The 16,096-nt window shown below is 69.9% G+C and carries 12 protein-coding genes and 2 pseudogenes; 7 read left to right on the forward strand and 7 right to left on the reverse strand.

Annotated features, from left to right (window positions below; genetic code table 11):
• Window positions 1–45: 45 nt before the first annotated feature.
• The 7 genes from QM720_RS08380 to sdhC form a co-directional block, all read right to left on the reverse strand.
• Window positions 46–909, reverse strand: a complete 864-nt coding sequence (locus tag QM720_RS08380; RefSeq protein WP_415125660.1) for an exodeoxyribonuclease III — start codon at window positions 907–909, stop codon at window positions 46–48.
• Window positions 910–1,677: 768 nt separating this feature from the next.
• Entirely contained in the window at window positions 1,678–2,811 is a 1,134-nt protein-coding gene (locus tag QM720_RS08385; RefSeq protein WP_415125661.1) for a YihY/virulence factor BrkB family protein, read from the reverse strand.
• Between the two features lie 30 nt (window positions 2,812–2,841).
• Window positions 2,842–3,996: a YihY/virulence factor BrkB family protein gene (locus QM720_RS08390; protein ID WP_415125662.1), complete on the reverse strand. Its 1,155-nt coding sequence runs from the start codon at window positions 3,994–3,996 to the stop codon at window positions 2,842–2,844.
• Window positions 3,997–4,034: 38 nt separating this feature from the next.
• Window positions 4,035–4,817 (reverse strand): succinate dehydrogenase iron-sulfur subunit, encoded by a 783-nt coding sequence (locus QM720_RS08395; protein WP_415125663.1) that lies wholly within the window; start codon window positions 4,815–4,817, stop codon window positions 4,035–4,037.
• Window positions 4,817–6,643, reverse strand: coding sequence for a succinate dehydrogenase flavoprotein subunit (sdhA, locus tag QM720_RS08400; protein ID WP_415125664.1), 1,827 nt, complete (start codon window positions 6,641–6,643; stop codon window positions 4,817–4,819). Before sdhA ends, QM720_RS08395 begins: the two co-directional genes overlap by 1 nt.
• 61 nt (window positions 6,644–6,704) lie before the next feature.
• Entirely contained in the window at window positions 6,705–7,148 is a 444-nt protein-coding gene (gene sdhD, locus QM720_RS08405) for a succinate dehydrogenase, hydrophobic membrane anchor protein (RefSeq protein ID WP_415125665.1), read from the reverse strand.
• Window positions 7,148–7,582, reverse strand: a complete 435-nt coding sequence (sdhC, locus tag QM720_RS08410) for a succinate dehydrogenase, cytochrome b556 subunit (RefSeq protein WP_415125666.1) — start codon at window positions 7,580–7,582, stop codon at window positions 7,148–7,150. Before sdhC ends, sdhD begins: the two co-directional genes overlap by 1 nt.
• 171 nt (window positions 7,583–7,753) lie before the next feature.
• Here sdhC and QM720_RS08415 point away from each other — a divergent pair, with 171 nt between their 5' ends.
• The 7 genes and pseudogenes from QM720_RS08415 to QM720_RS08445 all read left to right on the forward strand — a co-directional run bounded on the left by QM720_RS08415 (window position 7,754) and on the right by QM720_RS08445 (window position 16,050).
• Window positions 7,754–8,869: a mannose-1-phosphate guanylyltransferase gene (locus tag QM720_RS08415; protein ID WP_415125667.1), complete on the forward strand. Its 1,116-nt coding sequence runs from the start codon at window positions 7,754–7,756 to the stop codon at window positions 8,867–8,869.
• Window positions 8,870–9,114: 245 nt separating this feature from the next.
• Window positions 9,115–10,215, forward strand: a complete 1,101-nt coding sequence (locus QM720_RS08420; protein WP_415127855.1) for a BMP family lipoprotein — start codon at window positions 9,115–9,117, stop codon at window positions 10,213–10,215.
• Between the two features lie 73 nt (window positions 10,216–10,288).
• Window positions 10,289–11,803: an ABC transporter ATP-binding protein gene (locus QM720_RS08425; protein ID WP_415125668.1), complete on the forward strand. Its 1,515-nt coding sequence runs from the start codon at window positions 10,289–10,291 to the stop codon at window positions 11,801–11,803.
• Window positions 11,800–13,076: pseudogene (locus QM720_RS08430) on the forward strand (ABC transporter permease). Before QM720_RS08425 ends, QM720_RS08430 begins: the two are co-directional and overlap by 4 nt.
• Window positions 13,073–14,359, forward strand: coding sequence for an ABC transporter permease (locus QM720_RS08435; RefSeq protein WP_415125669.1), 1,287 nt, complete (start codon window positions 13,073–13,075; stop codon window positions 14,357–14,359). Before QM720_RS08430 ends, QM720_RS08435 begins: the two are co-directional and overlap by 4 nt.
• A gap of 5 nt (window positions 14,360–14,364) precedes the next feature.
• Window positions 14,365–14,766, forward strand: a complete 402-nt coding sequence (locus QM720_RS08440) for a cytidine deaminase (protein ID WP_415125670.1) — start codon at window positions 14,365–14,367, stop codon at window positions 14,764–14,766.
• Window positions 14,763–16,050: pseudogene (locus QM720_RS08445) on the forward strand (thymidine phosphorylase). Before QM720_RS08440 ends, QM720_RS08445 begins: the two are co-directional and overlap by 4 nt.
• The last annotated feature ends 46 nt before the right edge of the window (window positions 16,051–16,096 follow it).

A 16,096-nucleotide genomic window follows, 5' to 3' on the forward strand; every position in this document is an offset into this window, starting at 1 on the left:
ATCCCGCGTCGCGGACTCGAGAAAGGACGTCCGCGACCCGCGGACTCAGAAGGCGTAGTCGGCCACGACGGGGGCGTGGTCGCTCCAGCGGGTGTCCCACGAGGGCGCACGCACGACGCGGTAGTCCACGACCCGCGCCGCGAGGGGCGCGGTGGCGAGGTGGTAGTCGATGCGCCACCCGGTGTCGTTGTCGAACGCCTGACCGCGGTTCGACCACCACGAGTACGGGCCGTCGACCTCGCCCGCCCAGCGCCGGCCGACATCCACCCAGCCGAGGCCGGTGCCGGCCGTGCCGTCGACGCAGTCGACGACGGCCCCGGCCTCGCCGAGGAACCGGTCGAAGTACGCGCGTTCGCGGGGGAGGAAGCCCGCCTTCTTCAGGTTGCCGCGCCAGTTGCGGATGTCGAGCTGGCGGTGCCCGACGTTGAGGTCGCCGGTGATGAGGGCGTGGTCGCCGAGGTGCGGCATCCGTCCCTCCATCGCGTCGAGGAAGGCGTACTTGGCGAGCTGCCGGTCGGTGTCGGCCTCACCCGTGTGCACGTACGCGCTGACGACCGTGACGGGCGTGCCCTCGACCGACAGGTCGGCCTCGATCCAGCGCCCGCGCGTGTCGAGGGATCCGTCGCCCAGCTCGATCCGCCATGCCGCGACCGGTTCGCGCGTCGCGATCGCGACCCCGGCCCGCCCCTTGGCGAGCGCCTCGTCGTTCACGAGGTGCCAGCCCGGCAGCGCCGCGGCCAGGTGCACGGCCTCGCCGCGCACCTCCTGCAGCGTCAGGACGTCGACGCCCGCGGTCTCCAGCCACGGCAGCATCCCCTTCCGCGCGGCGGCGCGGATGCCGTTGACGTTGACGGAGGCGATGCGGAGGGTGCGTGACACGCGCTCCAGCCTAACGAGAGCCGCCGACATCGCTGTCCCTCATCAAGTTTCGGACGCAGATGGCCCCGGATGCCGCCAGGTCTGCCCCGCTCTCGTTTGCCGATTTGTCACGTTCCGGGCGTATTCCTGGAGATGGCCCCGGATGCCGCCAGGTTTGCGCGCCAGGGTGGTTCGGGTGCGGCTGCCCGGTGCCGACGTGTCACGTTCCGGCTTCATGGACGCAGATGGGCCCGGATGCTGCCAGGTCTGCCCCGCTCTCGTTTGCCGATTTGTCACGTTCCGGGCGTATTCCTGGAGATAGGCCCGGATGCTGCCAGGTTTGCGCGCTGGGGTGGTTCGGGTGCGGTTGCTGGGTGCCGACGTGTCATGTTCCGGCTTCATTGACGCGGATGGGCCCGGATGCTGCCAGGTCGACGCCGCGCTCGTTTGCCGATTTGTCACGATCCGGGTGTATTCCTGGGGATGGCCCCGGATGCTGCCAGGTTTGCGCGCCGGGGTGGTTCGGGTGCGGTTGCCCGGTGCCGACGTGTCACGTTCCGGCTTCATGGACGCGGATGGCCGCCGACGGCGCGCACCCGCATCGAGTTTCGGACGCTCCAAGCGTCCGAAACTGCCCAGGGTCGAGTTTCGGGCGCTTCAGGCGTCCGAAACTCAGCGGTTCGGGTCCGAAACTCAGCGGTTCGGGTCCGAAGCTCAGGGCGCGCGGAGCCAGGGCGTCCGAAGCTCAGGGCGCGCGGAGCCAGGGCGCGCGGAGCCAGCGGCGCGCGGCGCGCGGCGGCGACGGGCCCAGGATGCCGGTCACTCGCGGGACGGCGGTGCGCTCGCCTCGAGGAGGAACAGCTCGTCGAGGGCATCGCGCACGGCGCGGTCGGCGCGCAGCGCGCGCCACCACGGCGTGGCCGCCCGCGCATCGCGCGCCGCCCGCAGCCGGTCGCGCGCGGCGCGCACACGTGCCTCGTGTGCGGCCAGGCGACGTTCTTCCTCGCTCGGCGTGAGCAGCGGGATGTCGCTGTCGCGGGCGGAGACCGCGATCCAGGCGGCGGCGCTCAGCAGGAACACCCCGGTGACCTGGAACCAGATGAGCAGCCCCACGAACACCGCGAAGGTCGCCAGCAGGGGCGTGCGGGGAACGGCGCCCAGGAGGTAGCCGGTCGCCAGCTGCAGGAGCGTGATGCCGGCGGCGGCCAGCAGCGACCCGGTGCGGATCAGCCGCCACCCCAGTGCCGTGCCGGTGAGAAACCGCAGCAGGGCGGCGAGGGTGAGGGTGTAGACGACGTACGAGATGCCGACCGAGGCCACCGCGATGAGGAACGCATGGACGGCCTCGTGCGTGTCCCACCCGAGCGCGGCGAGGATCGTCCCCAGCGCCCACGTGCCGGCCGAGCCGACCGCGAACCCCAGCACGAGGGCGACGGCCAGGACGACGGCGGCGACGAGGTCGCGCAGCTTCAGCACCAGCACGTTGCGGCGGTCGGGCGGCAGCACGAGCATCGTGCGCACGGCGCGACGGGCGAACGAGATGAAGCCGATCGCCGTCCACATGGCCACGATGAACGCGACGGCACCCGTGACCACCAGCAGCCGCCGGGCGCCCGAGGCGATCGCCACGACCTGCGCCGATCTGAACAGTCCCTCGTCGGAGATGATCCCGGGGATGTAGCTGTTGATCCCGTCGATGAGCGCCTGGATGGCGGACGGGCTCGCACCGAGCCAGATGCCGGCGGCGGCGAAGGCGACGTACATGACGGCGAACACCGCGAACATCGCCTGGTAGCTGACCCCGGCGGCCAGCAGGAACCCGCTGTGGTCGAGGAAGTGCCGCCACACCCGCACGGGGAACGAGGCGAGGGTGCGCTGCGTGATCGCGCCGGCGCGCGCGATGGGGCCGGTGGAGCGGTCGGCGGAGCCGGTCGCAACGTCGCGCGCGGTCATAGCACTCACCCTAGCCAGCCCCGCGCCAGGTCAGTCGTCGAGAATGCCGCGCCGAGGCGGCGGGGGCGCGGCATCCTCGATCTCGCGCAGTTCGTCCTCGGCGCGGCGGACGGCGCGGTCGGCGCTCCAGTGGCCGAACCAGGGGGCGCTCGCCCGGGCCTGGCGCGCCCGCCGCAGCCGCACGCCCGCCGCGGTGACCAGCGCCGCGTGCTCGGCGCGTGCCTTCTCGTCGGCCGACGGGAGCACGAGCGGGATGCCGCGGTCCTCCGTCGTGACGGCGATCCACGACGCCGCGACGAGGATCACGATGCCGGCGAGGCGGAACCACAGCAAGAACCCGATGAGCACGGCGAAGGTCGCCAGCAGCGGGTTGGACGGCGAGTACCCGAGGAGCAGGCCCGCGCCGATCTGCAGGACCACGAGGGCGGCGCCGCCGAGGAAGGCGCCGGGCAGGATGGTCCGCCATTTCAGGTGCGTTCCGGTGAGGAAGCGGAAGAGGGCGGCGAGGGCGAACCCGTTGAGCGCGCACCCCACGAGCAGCACCGCGGCGCGGGTGGCCGTGCTGTACCAGAACGACTGATGCGGCAGCTCGAACAGGTCGAAGATCGCCGTCAACGCCCAGGTGGCGACCTGCCCGAACGCGGCCGCCACGAGCAGGGCGACACCGAACGCGAGCGCGGCGACGAGGTCGCCGGCCTTGAGCAGCACGTAGCTGCGCGCGTCGTACGGCAGCCCGAAGATGTCGCGGATCGCGCGGCGCGCGAAGGTCATGAACCCGATGGCGGCCCAGATGACGACGACGGCGGCGATGACCGAGGTGACCGTCAGGGTGCCGGTGCTGTTTGCGGCGACCTGCTGCACGTCGTCGGGGTGCACGAGACCGTCTTCGCCGATGAGGTTCGGGATGTAGGAGTTGACGATCTCGATGACCCGGGCCACCGCGGCCGGACTGCCGCCGAGCCACAGCCCGATCGCCGCGAAGACGATGTACAGCGCCGCGAACACCGCGAACAGCGACTGGTAGCTGACGCCGGCGGCGAGCAGGAACCCGTTGCGCTGCAGGAAGCGGCGCCACACCCGCACGGGGAAGCTGGCGACGGCGCGGCGCGTCAGCTCCGTCGCCCGCGCCAACGGGGCGTCGAGCCGGGCGCGCAGGTCGTCGGGTGCCCGCTGGTCGTCGCTCACAGAGTCAGACTATCGAGCCGATGCCGCGGCATCCGGTCTCAGCGCGCTCCGCGCAGCACCGCCTGCTTGACCTCGGCGATGGCCTTCGTGACCTCGATGCCGCGCGGGCACGCCTCGGTGCAGTTGAAGGTCGTGCGGCAGCGCCACACGCCCTCCTTGTCGTTGAGGATGTCCAGGCGCACGCCCGCCGCGTCGTCGCGCGAGTCGAAGATGAACCGGTGGGCGTTGACGATCGCGGCGGGCCCGAAGTACTGGCCGTCGGTCCAGAACACCGGGCACGACGAGGTGCAGGCCGCGCACAGGATGCACTTGGTGGTGTCGTCGAAGATCTCGCGGTCGACGATCGACTGGATGCGCTCCGTGCCCGGCTCGGGCGTCGAGTTCGCGATGAGGAACGGCTTGACCTCGCGGTAGGCGGCGAAGAACGGATCCATGTCGACGACGAGATCCTTCTCCAGCGGCAGACCCTTGATGGCCTCGACGTAGATGGGCTTGGAGATGTCGAGGTCTTTGATGAGGGTCTTGCAGGCGAGGCGGTTGCGGCCGTTGATGCGCATCGCGTCGGAACCGCAGATGCCGTGCGCGCACGAGCGGCGGAAGGTGAGCGAGCCGTCGACCTCCCACTTGATCTTGTGCAGCGCGTCGAGCACGCGGTCGGTCGAGTACAGCTCGACGTCGTAGTCGACCCAGCGCGGCTCGGCGTCGGTCTCGGGGTCGAAGCGACGGATGATGAAGGTGACGAGGAACGACTGGATGCCGGTGTCGTTGGCCGCGTCTTCGATCGCGGCGACGGCATCCGGTTCGACGAGCGCGCTCGACATCAGTACTTCCTCTCCAGCGGGGGGTAGCGCAACTCGCCGGCCTCGTTGCGCGTGAAGACGACGGGCTTCCACCCCAGGCGGATGTGGTCCTCGGGGTGCGACGAGTGCGCGTCGCCGGAGAGGTAGGCCATCGTGTGCTGCATGTAGTTCTCGTCGTCGCGCTTCGGATAGTCGTCGCGCATGTGTCCGCCGCGGCTCTCCTTGCGGTTGCGGGCGGTGACGACGACGACCTCGGCGATATCGAGCAGGAACCCGAGCTCGACGGCCTCGAGCAGGTCGGTGTTGAAGCGGCGGCCCTTGTCGTCGACGTGCACGTTCTTGTAACGCTCGCGCAGGTCGGCGATGACGTCCATCACCTGCGCCAGCGACTCGTCGGTGCGGAACACCTGGGCCTTGCGGTCCATCTCGTCCTGCAGTGTCTTGCGGAGCACCGCGATGCGCTCGGTGCCGGGGTTGTTGCGCAGGCCCTCGAGCAGATCGCGCACGCCCTGGGCGGGGTTGTCCGGCAGCGGCACGAACTCGGCGGTCTTGACGTACTCGACCGCGCCCCGTCCGGCGCGCTTGCCGAACACGTTGATGTCCAGCAGCGAGTTGGTGCCGAGGCGGTTCGAACCGTGCACCGAGACGCACGCGCACTCGCCGGCGGCGTACAGGCCCGGCACGACGGTCGTGTTGTCGCTGAGGACCTCGGCGTCGTTGTTGGTCGGGATGCCGCCCATCGCGTAGTGCGCCGTCGGCATGACCGGCACCGGCTCGACGACCGGGTCGACGCCGAGGTAGGTGCGGGCGAACTCGGTGATGTCGGGGAGCTTGGTCTCCAGCACTTCGGCGCCCAGGTGCGTGCAGTCCAGCAGCACGTAGTCGCGGTGGGGGCCGGCGCCGCGTCCCTCGGCGACCTCCTGCACCATGCAGCGGCTGACGATGTCGCGCGGGGCGAGATCCTTGATGGTGGGGGCGTAGCGCTCCATGAACCGCTCGCCCGAGACGTTGCGCAAGATCGCGCCCTCGCCGCGCGCGCCCTCGGTGAGGAGGATGCCGAGGCCGGCGAGCCCCGTCGGGTGGAACTGGAAGAACTCCATGTCCTCCAACGGCAGGCCCTTGCGCCAGATGACGCCGACGCCATCCCCGGTGAGGGTGTGCGCGTTGGAGGTCGTCTTGAAGATCTTGCCGAAGCCGCCGGTGGCGAAGATGACGGCCTTGGAGTGGAAGACGTGCAGGTCGCCGGTGGCGAGCTCGTACGCGACGACGCCGGCGACCTGGGTGGCTCCGGCGGCATCCGTCGTGGTGATGAGGTCGAGCACGTAGAACTCGTTGAAGAAGTTGATGCCGAGCTTCACGCAGTTCTGGAACAGCGTCTGCAGGATCATGTGGCCGGTGCGGTCGGCGGCGTAGCAGGCGCGGCGCACGGGCGTCTTGCCGTGGTCGGCGGTGTGGCCGCCGAACCGGCGCTGGTCGATCTTGCCCTCGGGGGTGCGGTTGAACGGCAGCCCCATGTTCTCGAGGTCGATGACGGCGTCGATGGCCTCCTTCGCGAGGATCTCCGCGGCATCCTGGTCGACGAGGTAGTCGCCGCCCTTGACGGTGTCGAAGGTGTGCCACTCCCACGAGTCCTCTTCGACGTTGGCGAGGGCGGCGGCCATGCCGCCCTGCGCGGCACCGGTGTGCGAACGCGTCGGGTAGAGCTTGGTGATGACGGCGGTCTTCGCGCCGGGGCCGGCCTCGATCGCGGCGCGCATGCCGGCGCCGCCGGCGCCGACGATGACGATGTCGAACTCGTGGTAGTAGACCCCGTCCTTGAGGACGGCGTCTGGGTACGTGGTGGTCACGTCAGGATGCCTCTTCGTCTCGTCTCGTCGAATACTCGTCGAATATCAGGGCGGTGCCGCGTCAGAGCGCCTGGCACGTCTCCCAGAAAGCGCTGTCGGGGGTCACGCCGTTGCAGGGGTCGAACGCGAAGACGACGAGCGTCCCGAGCACGATGAGCAGTCCCGCCGCGGCGAACACGGCCCACACGAGGGTCTTGCGCACGCGCTCGCCGGTGACGTAGTCGTTGATGATGGTGCGCATGCCGTTCGCGCCGTGGATGAGCGCCAGCCACAGCATGAGGATGTCCCACACCTGCCAGAACGGGTTCGCGAGCTTGCCGGCGACGAAGCCCCAGTCCAGCGCATGGATGCCGTCGCCCACCATGAGGTTGACGAACAGGTGCCCGAAGATCAGCACGACGAGAATCACGCCGGAGATGCGCATGTAGAGCCAGCCGGCCTTCTCCCAGTTCGCGCCCTTCCTGCGCACCGCCGGGGTGCGGGGGGCTTCGATGGTCGCGGTCATCAGTGCCCCCCTCCGACGTTCGCGAAGACGTTCATGAGGTGGCGCGGGGCGAAGCCGGCGAGCGTGACGGCCCACAGGCCGATGACGCCCCACCACAGCTGCCGCTGGTGTCGCGTGGCCCACGGCCAGAGGTCGACGGCGATGATGCGCAGGCCGTTGTATGCGTGGTAGGCGATGGCGGCGACCAGCGCGACCTCGCCGATGCCCATGATCGGGTTCTTGTACGTGCCGATGACGGCGTCGTACGCTTCGGGCGAGACACGGATGAGCGCCGTGTCGAGCACGTGCACGAGCAGGAAGAAGAAGATGGCCACGCCGGTGATGCGGTGCAGCACCCAAGACCACATGCCCTCGTTGCCGCGGTACAGGGTGCCGCGCGGGGTCTTGGACGTGGTCTCGGCCACCGACGGTGTGATGCGTGCTGGTGCGCTCACGGTCGTCCTCCTTGATGAATCCGACGGTCTCATCCTAGGCGTCGCCGCGCGGCGCGGGCGACGAAGGCGAGCCTAACTTCTCTCGATGTCGAGAGAAACCTCGTTCGAGATGGAGACGAGCGCCGCCGCGTTCTCCCGGCCGGGCGCCTCGCCTCGGATACCCTCGGAGGCATGGTCGCACCCATCGAGGACTTCTACGCCGTCATCCCCGCCGGCGGTGTCGGCAGCAGGCTGTGGCCGCTCTCCCGCGCCGACGCGCCGAAGTTCCTGCACGACCTCACCGGGTCGGGGCATTCGCTGCTGCGCGACACGTGGGACCGGCTCGAACCGCTCGCCGGGGCCGACCGCATCGCCGTCGTCACGGGCCGCGCGCACCGCGCCGCCGTCGAGGAGCAGCTGCCCGGCATCCCCGATCGCAACGTCTTCCTCGAGTCGGAGCCGCGCGATTCGGCCGCGGCGATCGGCCTGGCCGCGGCGATCCTGCACCGCCGCGAGCCCGACGTCATCATCGGCTCGTTCGCGGCCGACCACGTGATCCGGGGGACCCGCGTCTTCGAGTTCGCGGTGCGGGATGCCGTCGAGGTGGCGCGCGCGGGCTACGTCTGCACCGTCGGGATCACGCCGTCGGAGCCGGCGGTCGGCTTCGGCTACATCAAGCGCGGCGAGGAGCTGGTCGTCGACGGCGCACGCGACGCCGCGCTCGTGGAGCGGTTCATCGAAAAGCCCGACCTGGACACCGCGAAGCAGTATCTGCAGTCGCGCGACTACCTGTGGAACGCGGGCATGTTCATCGCGCGCGCCGACGTGCTGCTGGCCGAGATCGAGGCGAACAGCCCCGACCTGCACGCCGGTCTTGTGGAGCTGGCCGAGGCGTGGGACGACCGCGAGCGGCGCGGCCCCGTCGTCGACCGGGTGTGGCCGAAGCTGCCGAAGATCGCGATCGACTACGTCGTCGCCGAGCCCGCCGCCGAGCGCGGTCGCCTCGCGGTCGTGCCGGGCCATTTCGACTGGGACGACGTGGGCGACTTCGCGAGCCTCGCCAAGCTCAACTCGCACGGCCGCAAGAACGATCTCGCCATCCTCGGCGAGAACGCCCGCATCCTCACCGATGCCGCCAGCGGCATCGTCGTCAGTCACACCACGCGCGTCATCAGCCTCATCGGCGTGAAGGACATCGTGGTCGTCGACACCCCGGATGCGCTGTTGGTCACCAATAGCGAGCACGCCCAGCGCGTCAAGGGCGTCGTCGACGCGCTGAAGCTCACCGGCCGCGGCGACGTGCTCTGAGCCGCGTTTCGTCTCGGCGCTGCGCGCCTCGCTCAACGACCGGGGATAGGACCGGTCGTTGAGCGAGCGCAGCGAGACGAAACGCACAGCGCACCACGACCACGCACGGCACCGCAAGATTGCGTCTTTGTAACCATTCGCCCGCCAGTGCCGTGCAGGGTGCACATTCCGCGTCATAGTCGGTAACTTCGGTTGCGTGCGCCCGCGAAATCCGCGGGCCTATCAATGTGGAGGCTGCATTGACCATCTCGACCACCAAGAAGCTCGCCGGCGTCAGCACGGCCGCCGCGCTCATCATCGCTCTCGCCGGCTGTGGCTCGGCACCCGAGACCACTTCCACCGGCACGGGTGACGCCGCGGGCGGCGCCATCGACGGCTTCAAGCCGTGCATGGTCTCGGATCAGGGCGGCTTCGACGACAAGTCGTTCAACCAGCTCGGCCTCGAAGGCCTGGAGAAGGCCGCCACCGAACTCGGCGTCGATCTCGTCAAGGTGGAGTCCAGCTCCGAGTCCGACTTCGCACCGAACCTGCAGACCCTGGTCGACCAGAGCTGCACGCTGATCATCTCGGTCGGCTTCGCGCTGGCCTCGGCCACGGTCGAATCGGCCAAGGCGAACCCCGAGATCGAGTACGTCATGATCGACGACATGGCCGACACCGACTACGACGGCAAGACCGACGCGCCGAACATCAAGCCGATCCTGTTCGATGCCGCCCAGGCGGCGTTCCTGGCCGGCTATGCCTCGGCGTCGTACTCGACCGCAGGGAAGGTGGGCACCTTCGGCGGTGCGGCCTACCCGACCGTCACGATCTTCATGGACGGCTTCAAGCAGGGCGTCGACTACTGGAACGCGCAGAAGGACGACACCGTCGAGGTGATCGGCTGGGACGGCACCGACGGCGTCTTCACCGGCGCCTTCACCGCCAACCAGGACGCCATCAACGCCGCGCAGGGCATCGTCGACCAGGGTGTCGACGTGCTGCTGCCGGTCGGCGGCCCGATCTACCAGTCGGCCGCGTCGGTCATCCGTGACTCGGGCCGCGACATCGCCCTCATCGGCGTCGACGCCGACGTGTTCGAGACCGACCCGTCGGTCAGCGACCTGCTGCTCACCTCGATCCGCAAGCTGATCGACGTCGGCGTCTACGACGCCGTCACGGCGGCCGGCAACGACGAGTTCGACGCCACCCCGTTCATCGGCACGCTCGAGAACGACGGCGTGGGCCTGGCTCCGTTCCACGACTTCGAGAGCAAGGTCTCGCCCGACCTGCAGGGCGAGCTCGACGCGATCAAGGCCGGCATCATCGACGGCTCGATCCCCGTCACGTCCTACCTCGCGGGCTGAGTTCCGCACCAGCGCACGAGAGCGGGGAGGTCGAATCCGGCCTCCCCGCTCTCCCATTACTAGGATCGGGGTCATGAAGCTCGAACTCCGGGGGATCACCAAGCGGTTCGGAAGCCTTGTCGCCAACGATCACATCGACCTCGTCGTCGAGTCCGGTGAGATTCATTGCCTCCTCGGCGAGAACGGCGCCGGCAAGTCCACGCTGATGAACGTGCTCTACGGCCTGTACACCGCCGACGAGGGGACGATCCTCCTCGACGACCGCGTGCAGGACTTCACGGGCCCGGGCGACGCGATGCGCGCCGGCATCGGCATGGTGCATCAGCACTTCATGCTCGTGCCGGTGTTCACGGTCGCCGAGAACGTCATGCTCGGTCACGAGCAGACCAAGGCCGGCGGCATCCTCGACCTTCCGGCGGCGCGCGCGAAGGTGCGCGAGATCTCCGCCCGGTTCGGGTTCGACGTCGATCCGGATGCCGTCGTGGAAGACCTTCCGGTCGGCGTGCAGCAGCGGGTCGAGATCATCAAGGCGCTCTCGCGCGACGCGCGGGTGCTCGTCTTCGACGAGCCGACCGCCGTGCTCACCCCGCAGGAGACCGACGAGCTGATGGGGATCATGCGCCAGCTCAAGGCATCCGGCGCCTCCATCGTCTTCATCACCCACAAGCTGCGCGAGGTGCGCGAGGTCGCCGACCGCATCACCGTCGTGCGGCTCGGCAAGGTCGTCGGCGCGGCCGACCCGGCATCCTCGAACGCCGAGCTCGCCTCGATGATGGTGGGTCGCGCCGTCGAGCTCACCGTCCACAAGAACCCGCCGGTGCTCGGCGACGAGGCCCTCATCGTCGACGGGCTCAGCGTCATCGACCCGCGCGGACAGGTCGTCGTCAACGACGTGAGCTTCCGCGTGCGCGGCGGCGAAGTGCTCGCGATCGCCGGTGTGCAGGGCAACGGGCAGACCGAGCTCACCGAGGCGCTGCTCGGGCTGCAGCCGCAGGTGCGCGGTTCGATCACCCTCGGCGGCTCTCAGCTCGTGGGGCGCAGCATCCGCCGCATCCTCGACGAGGGCGTCGGGTTCGTCCCCGAAGACCGCAAGGTCGACGGCCTGGTCGGCGAGTTCTCGATCGCCGAGAACCTCATGCTCGACCGCTCGGACGGCGCGCCGTTCGTGAGAGCCGCCACGATCCAGCGCGGCACGCTCGAGGCGTTCGCGCAGGCGAAGTTCGCCGAGTTCGACGTGCGGGCCCCCGGCATCGACACCCCCGTGGGGCGCCTGTCCGGCGGCAACCAGCAGAAGGTCGTCCTCGCCCGCGAGCTCAGCCGCGACCTCGCCCTGTTCGTCGCCGCCCAGCCGACGCGCGGCGTCGACGTCGGCTCGATCGAGTTCATCCACAAGCGCATCGTCGCCACGCGCGACTCCGGCATCCCGGTGATCGTCGTCTCCACCGAGCTCGACGAGGTCAGCGCGCTCGCCGACCGGATCATGGTGATGTACCGGGGCCGCATCGTCGGGATCGTGCCCGGCGACACACCGCGCGACGTGCTCGGTCTCATGATGGCGGGCGAACGGCCCGAGGAGGTGGCTGCGTGACCGGTCCAGCGGCTCAGGGAACGGCCGGCGAGACCCCGCCGCCGTCGAAGTGGCACGAGACGTTCCTACGCATCACGCAGGGCAACTGGTTCATCTCGGTGCTCGCCGTCGTCCTCGCCCTCATCGTCGGCGGCATCATGATCGCCGCCACCGACGAGCACGTGCAGGAGACGGCCGGCTACTTCTTCGCCCGGCCCGGCGACATGCTCGCCGCGGTCGGGGACGCCGTCGGCGGCGCCTACGCCGCACTCTTCCGCGGCGCGATCTACAACGTCAACGCGCCCGATTTCGCCCGCGGCATCCGTCCCCTCACCGAGACGCTGACCTTCGCGACGCCGCTCATCGCCGCGGGGCTCGGCGTCGCGCTCGCGTTCCGCATCGGCATGTTCAACATCGGCGGTCGCGGGCAGATGCTCATGGCCTCGGCCGGCGCCGGGTGGATCGCCTTCGGCTTCGACCTGCCCTTCCCGCTGCACATGGTCCTCGCCCTCGCCGTGGGCCTGTTCTGCGGGGCGGTCTGGGGCGGCATCGCGGGGCTGCTGAAGGCGCGCACCGGCGCGCACGAGGTCATCGTCACGATCATGCTCAACTACATCGCCTACTACTTCATCTCCTGGATGCTCCGCACGCCGGGCCTGCTGCAGGCCCCGGGTCGAGCAACCCGAAGTCGCCGGCGATGAAGGAGACGGCGATCTTCCCCCTGCTGCTCGGCTCGGGCTACAACCTGCACTTCGGCTTCATCCTGGTGATCCTCGCCACGATCCTCGTCTGGTGGATCCTCAGCCGGTCGAGCCTCGGCTTCAAGTTCCGCGCCGTCGGCGAGAACCCGAATGCGGCGCGCGTGGCCGGCATCGACGTGAAGAACATGTACGTCTACGGCATGCTCATCGCCGGCGCCCTGGCGGGCCTGGCCGGGGTCAACCAGGTGCTCGGCACGATCACGACCGGGTTCACGTCGGGCATCGACGCCGGCATCGGCTTCGACGCGATCACGGTGGCCCTCCTCGGCCGCTCGACGCCGTGGGGCACGTTCGCGGCCGGCATCCTGTTCGGCGCCTTCAAGGCCGGCGGCTTCGCGATGCAGGCCAGCCAGCAGATCCCGATCGAGATCGTGACGGTCGTGCAGTCGCTCATCGTGCTGTTCATCGCGGCGCCCCCGCTCGTGCGGACGATCTTCTTCCTGCCGTCCCCCGAACGCGACCAGCGCCGGCGTGAGAAGGCGCGGGCCAAGGCCGTCACAGCCGAGGCCCTCGTCGGGGAGGCGGCACCGTGAGCGCCGCGACTCCCGTGCGGGCCTCGACGGATGCCGTCCTGCCCGAGACCGTGATCATCCGCAGTTGGAAGGCGCCCATCGCGCTCGCCGTGTTCGCGGTGCTGTTCGCGATCCTCCTGCTGGCAGCTCCCCGGCAGGACGAGACGACGTTCCGTCTGTCCAGCGGCAGCGACGTCGTGCAACTGCCCGACCTCGTCACCCCCGTCATGGCGACGGCGTGGACGTGTGTCGTCCTCGGCGTGCTGCTGGCCGCGGCATCCGCATACTTCGTGCGCGCCTTCGGGCGCTCGCCGCTGTGGATCGTCATCGTCTACCTCGTCGTGCTGGTGGTCGGCTTCCTCACGTGGGCGGCATCCGGCGGCACCGTCCCGGTCACGGGCCTGCTCGCGGGCTCGCTGGGCCTGGCCGTGCCGCTCATCTACGGCGCGCTGTGCGGGGTCATCGGCGAGCGCGCGGGCGTGGTCAACATCGCGATCGAGGGCCAGCTGCTCGCGGGCGCCTTCACCGCGGCGGTCGTCGCGACCCTGACGCAGCAGCCGATCCTGGGGCTCATCGCCGCCGCGTTCGCCGGCGTGCTCGTCGCGGCGGTCCTGGCGGCGTTCGCCATCAAGTACCTCGTCGACCAGGTGATCATCGGCGTCGTGCTCAACGTGCTGGTGGCGGGGCTGACGAGCTTCCTGTTCTCGCAGGTGCTGCAGCCCAACGCGGCCACCCTGAACACGCCGCCGCGCTTCGACCGCATCCCGATCCCGCTGCTCTCGGACATCCCCGTGCTCGGGCCGGTGCTGTTCCGCCAGACGATCATCGTGTACCTGATGTACCTGGCGGTGGTGCTCGTGTGGGTCGGGATGTTCAAGACCCGCTGGGGCCTGCGCCTGCGCGCCGTCGGCGAGCACCCGCAGGCAGCCGACACCGTCGGCATCAAGGTCAACGCGACGCGGTTCTGGAACGTGCTGCTGGCCGGCGCGATCGCCGGCATCGGCGGCACGGTGTTCACGATCGGCAACGGCATCGCCTTCAACAAGGAGATGACCGCCGGTGCCGGCTTCATCGCCCTGGCGGCCGTCATCTTCGGCCAGTGGGATCCGATCAAGGCGACGCTCGCGGCGCTGCTGTTCGGGTTCGCCTCGAACCTGCAGAACACGCTCAGCGTCATCGGGTCGCCCGTGCCGAGCGAGTTCATGCTCATGCTGCCGTATCTCGTCACGATCTTCGTGGTCGCCGGGGTGGTCGGCAAATCGCGCGCCCCCGCCGCCGACGGCGTGGCGTACATCAAGGGGTGACGCCGGTGACCGACATCGACTGGGACGACCTGCGCGCCGCGGCCACCGCGGCCATGCAGCGCGCCTATGCGCCGTACTCGCGGTACAAGGTGGGCGCCGCGGCCCTCGTGACCGACGGGCGCATCGTGACCGGCTGCAACGTGGAGAACGCGTCGTACGGCGTGGGCCTGTGCGCGGAGTGCGGACTCGTCAGCGACCTGCAGCTGTCGGGCGGCGGGGGACTGGTCGCCTTCGTCTGCGTCAACGGGCACGGCGACACGATCATGCCGTGCGGGCGGTGCCGCCAGCTGCTGTACGAGTTCGCCGTTCCCGGGATGCTGCTGGAAACCGTCTCGGGCATCCGTACGATCGACGAGGTGCTGCCGGACGCGTTCGGTCCGCGCGACCTGGAGGATGCCGCCCGATGACCGAGCCCTTCGACGCCGTCGACGTCATCCGCATCAAGCGCGACGGCGGCGCCGTGCCCGACGACGCACTGCGCTGGATGATCGACGCCTACACCCGGGAATACGTCGCCGATTCGCAGATGGCGGCATTCGCGATGGCGGTGCTGCTGAACGGGATGACGCGCGACGAGATCCGCGTCATGACCGACGCGATGATCGCCTCCGGCGAGCGGATGAGCTTCGCCGGGCTCGGCAAGCCCACCGTCGACAAGCACTCGACCGGGGGAGTGGGCGACAAGATCACGCTGCCGCTGGCGCCGCTGGTGGCCTCGTTCGGCGTCGCGGTGCCGCAGCTGTCGGGCCGCGGGCTCGGTCACACCGGCGGCACGCTCGACAAGCTCGAAGTCGATCCCGGGCTGGCGCGCGGCGCTGACCAATGACGAGCTGTTCGCGCAGCTGCAGGGCGTCGGCGCCGTGATCTGCGCCGCCGGTTCGGGACTGGCCCCCGCCGACAAGCGGCTCTACGCCCTGCGGGATGTCACCGGCACCGTCGAGGCGATTCCGCTGATCGCGTCGAGCATCATGTCGAAGAAGATCGCCGAGGGCACGAGCGCGCTCGTGCTCGACGTGAAGTTCGGCTCCGGCGCGTTCATGCGCGACCTCTCCCGTGCGCGCGAACTGGCGCAGACCATGGTCGCGCTCGGCACCGACTCCGGCGTGGCGACGACGGCGCTGCTGACCGACATGAACACGCCGCTCGGCCGCGCCATCGGCAACGCGAACGAGGTGCGCGAGTCGGTCGAGGTGCTCGCCGGCGGCGGCCCGGCCGATGTCGTCGAGCTCACCGTCGCCCTCGCCCGCGAGATGCTGGCGCTGGCGGGGCACCCCGACGCCGACGTCGAGGCGGCGCTGCAGGACGGGCGTGCGATGGATGCCTGGCGCGCCATGATCCGCGCCCAGGACGGCGATCCGGATGCCGCGCTGCCGACCCCGCGCGAGACGCACACCGTCGTCGCTCCGGCGGCGGGCGTCGTCGCGCGGATGGAGGCGCTGCCGTTCGGCGTCGCGGCCTGGCGCCTGGGCGCGGGGCGCGCACGGGCGCAGGACCCGGTCGTGCACGCCGCCGGCATCGACCTGCACGTGAAGCCCGGCGACCCGGTGGTCGCCGGTCAGCCGTTGTTTACCTTGCTGGCTGATGATCCAGAGCGGTTCCCACGCGCCCTCGACGCCCTCGAGGGCGCGTGGGAGGTGGGTGCGCAGGCTCCGGCATCCGCGCCCCTCGTGCGCGAACGCATCACCGCCTGAACCCGACCCCGTCGAGGACTGCCCCGACACCCCGATCCCCACCCGA

It is taken from the genome of Microbacterium sp. (genome assembly GCF_047602155.1).
In the GTDB taxonomy this organism is placed as follows: domain Bacteria; phylum Actinomycetota; class Actinomycetes; order Actinomycetales; family Microbacteriaceae; genus Microbacterium.

Bases quoted from the DNA above. Each gene is read 5' to 3' on its own strand.
- QM720_RS08380 (WP_415125660.1), bottom strand. From the start codon at position 909: ATGTCGGCGGCTCTCGTTAGGCTGGAGCGCGTGTCACGCACCCTCCGC.
- QM720_RS08385 (WP_415125661.1), bottom strand. From the start codon at position 2,811: ATGACCGCGCGCGACGTTGCGACCGGCTCCGCCGACCGCTCCACCGGC.
- QM720_RS08395 (WP_415125663.1), bottom strand. From the start codon at position 4,817: ATGTCGAGCGCGCTCGTCGAACCGGATGCCGTCGCCGCGATCGAAGAC.
- sdhD (WP_415125665.1), bottom strand. From the start codon at position 7,148: ATGACCGCGACCATCGAAGCCCCCCGCACCCCGGCGGTGCGCAGGAAG.
- QM720_RS08415 (WP_415125667.1), top strand. From the start codon at position 7,754: ATGGTCGCACCCATCGAGGACTTCTACGCCGTCATCCCCGCCGGCGGT.
- QM720_RS08425 (WP_415125668.1), top strand. From the start codon at position 10,289: ATGAAGCTCGAACTCCGGGGGATCACCAAGCGGTTCGGAAGCCTTGTC.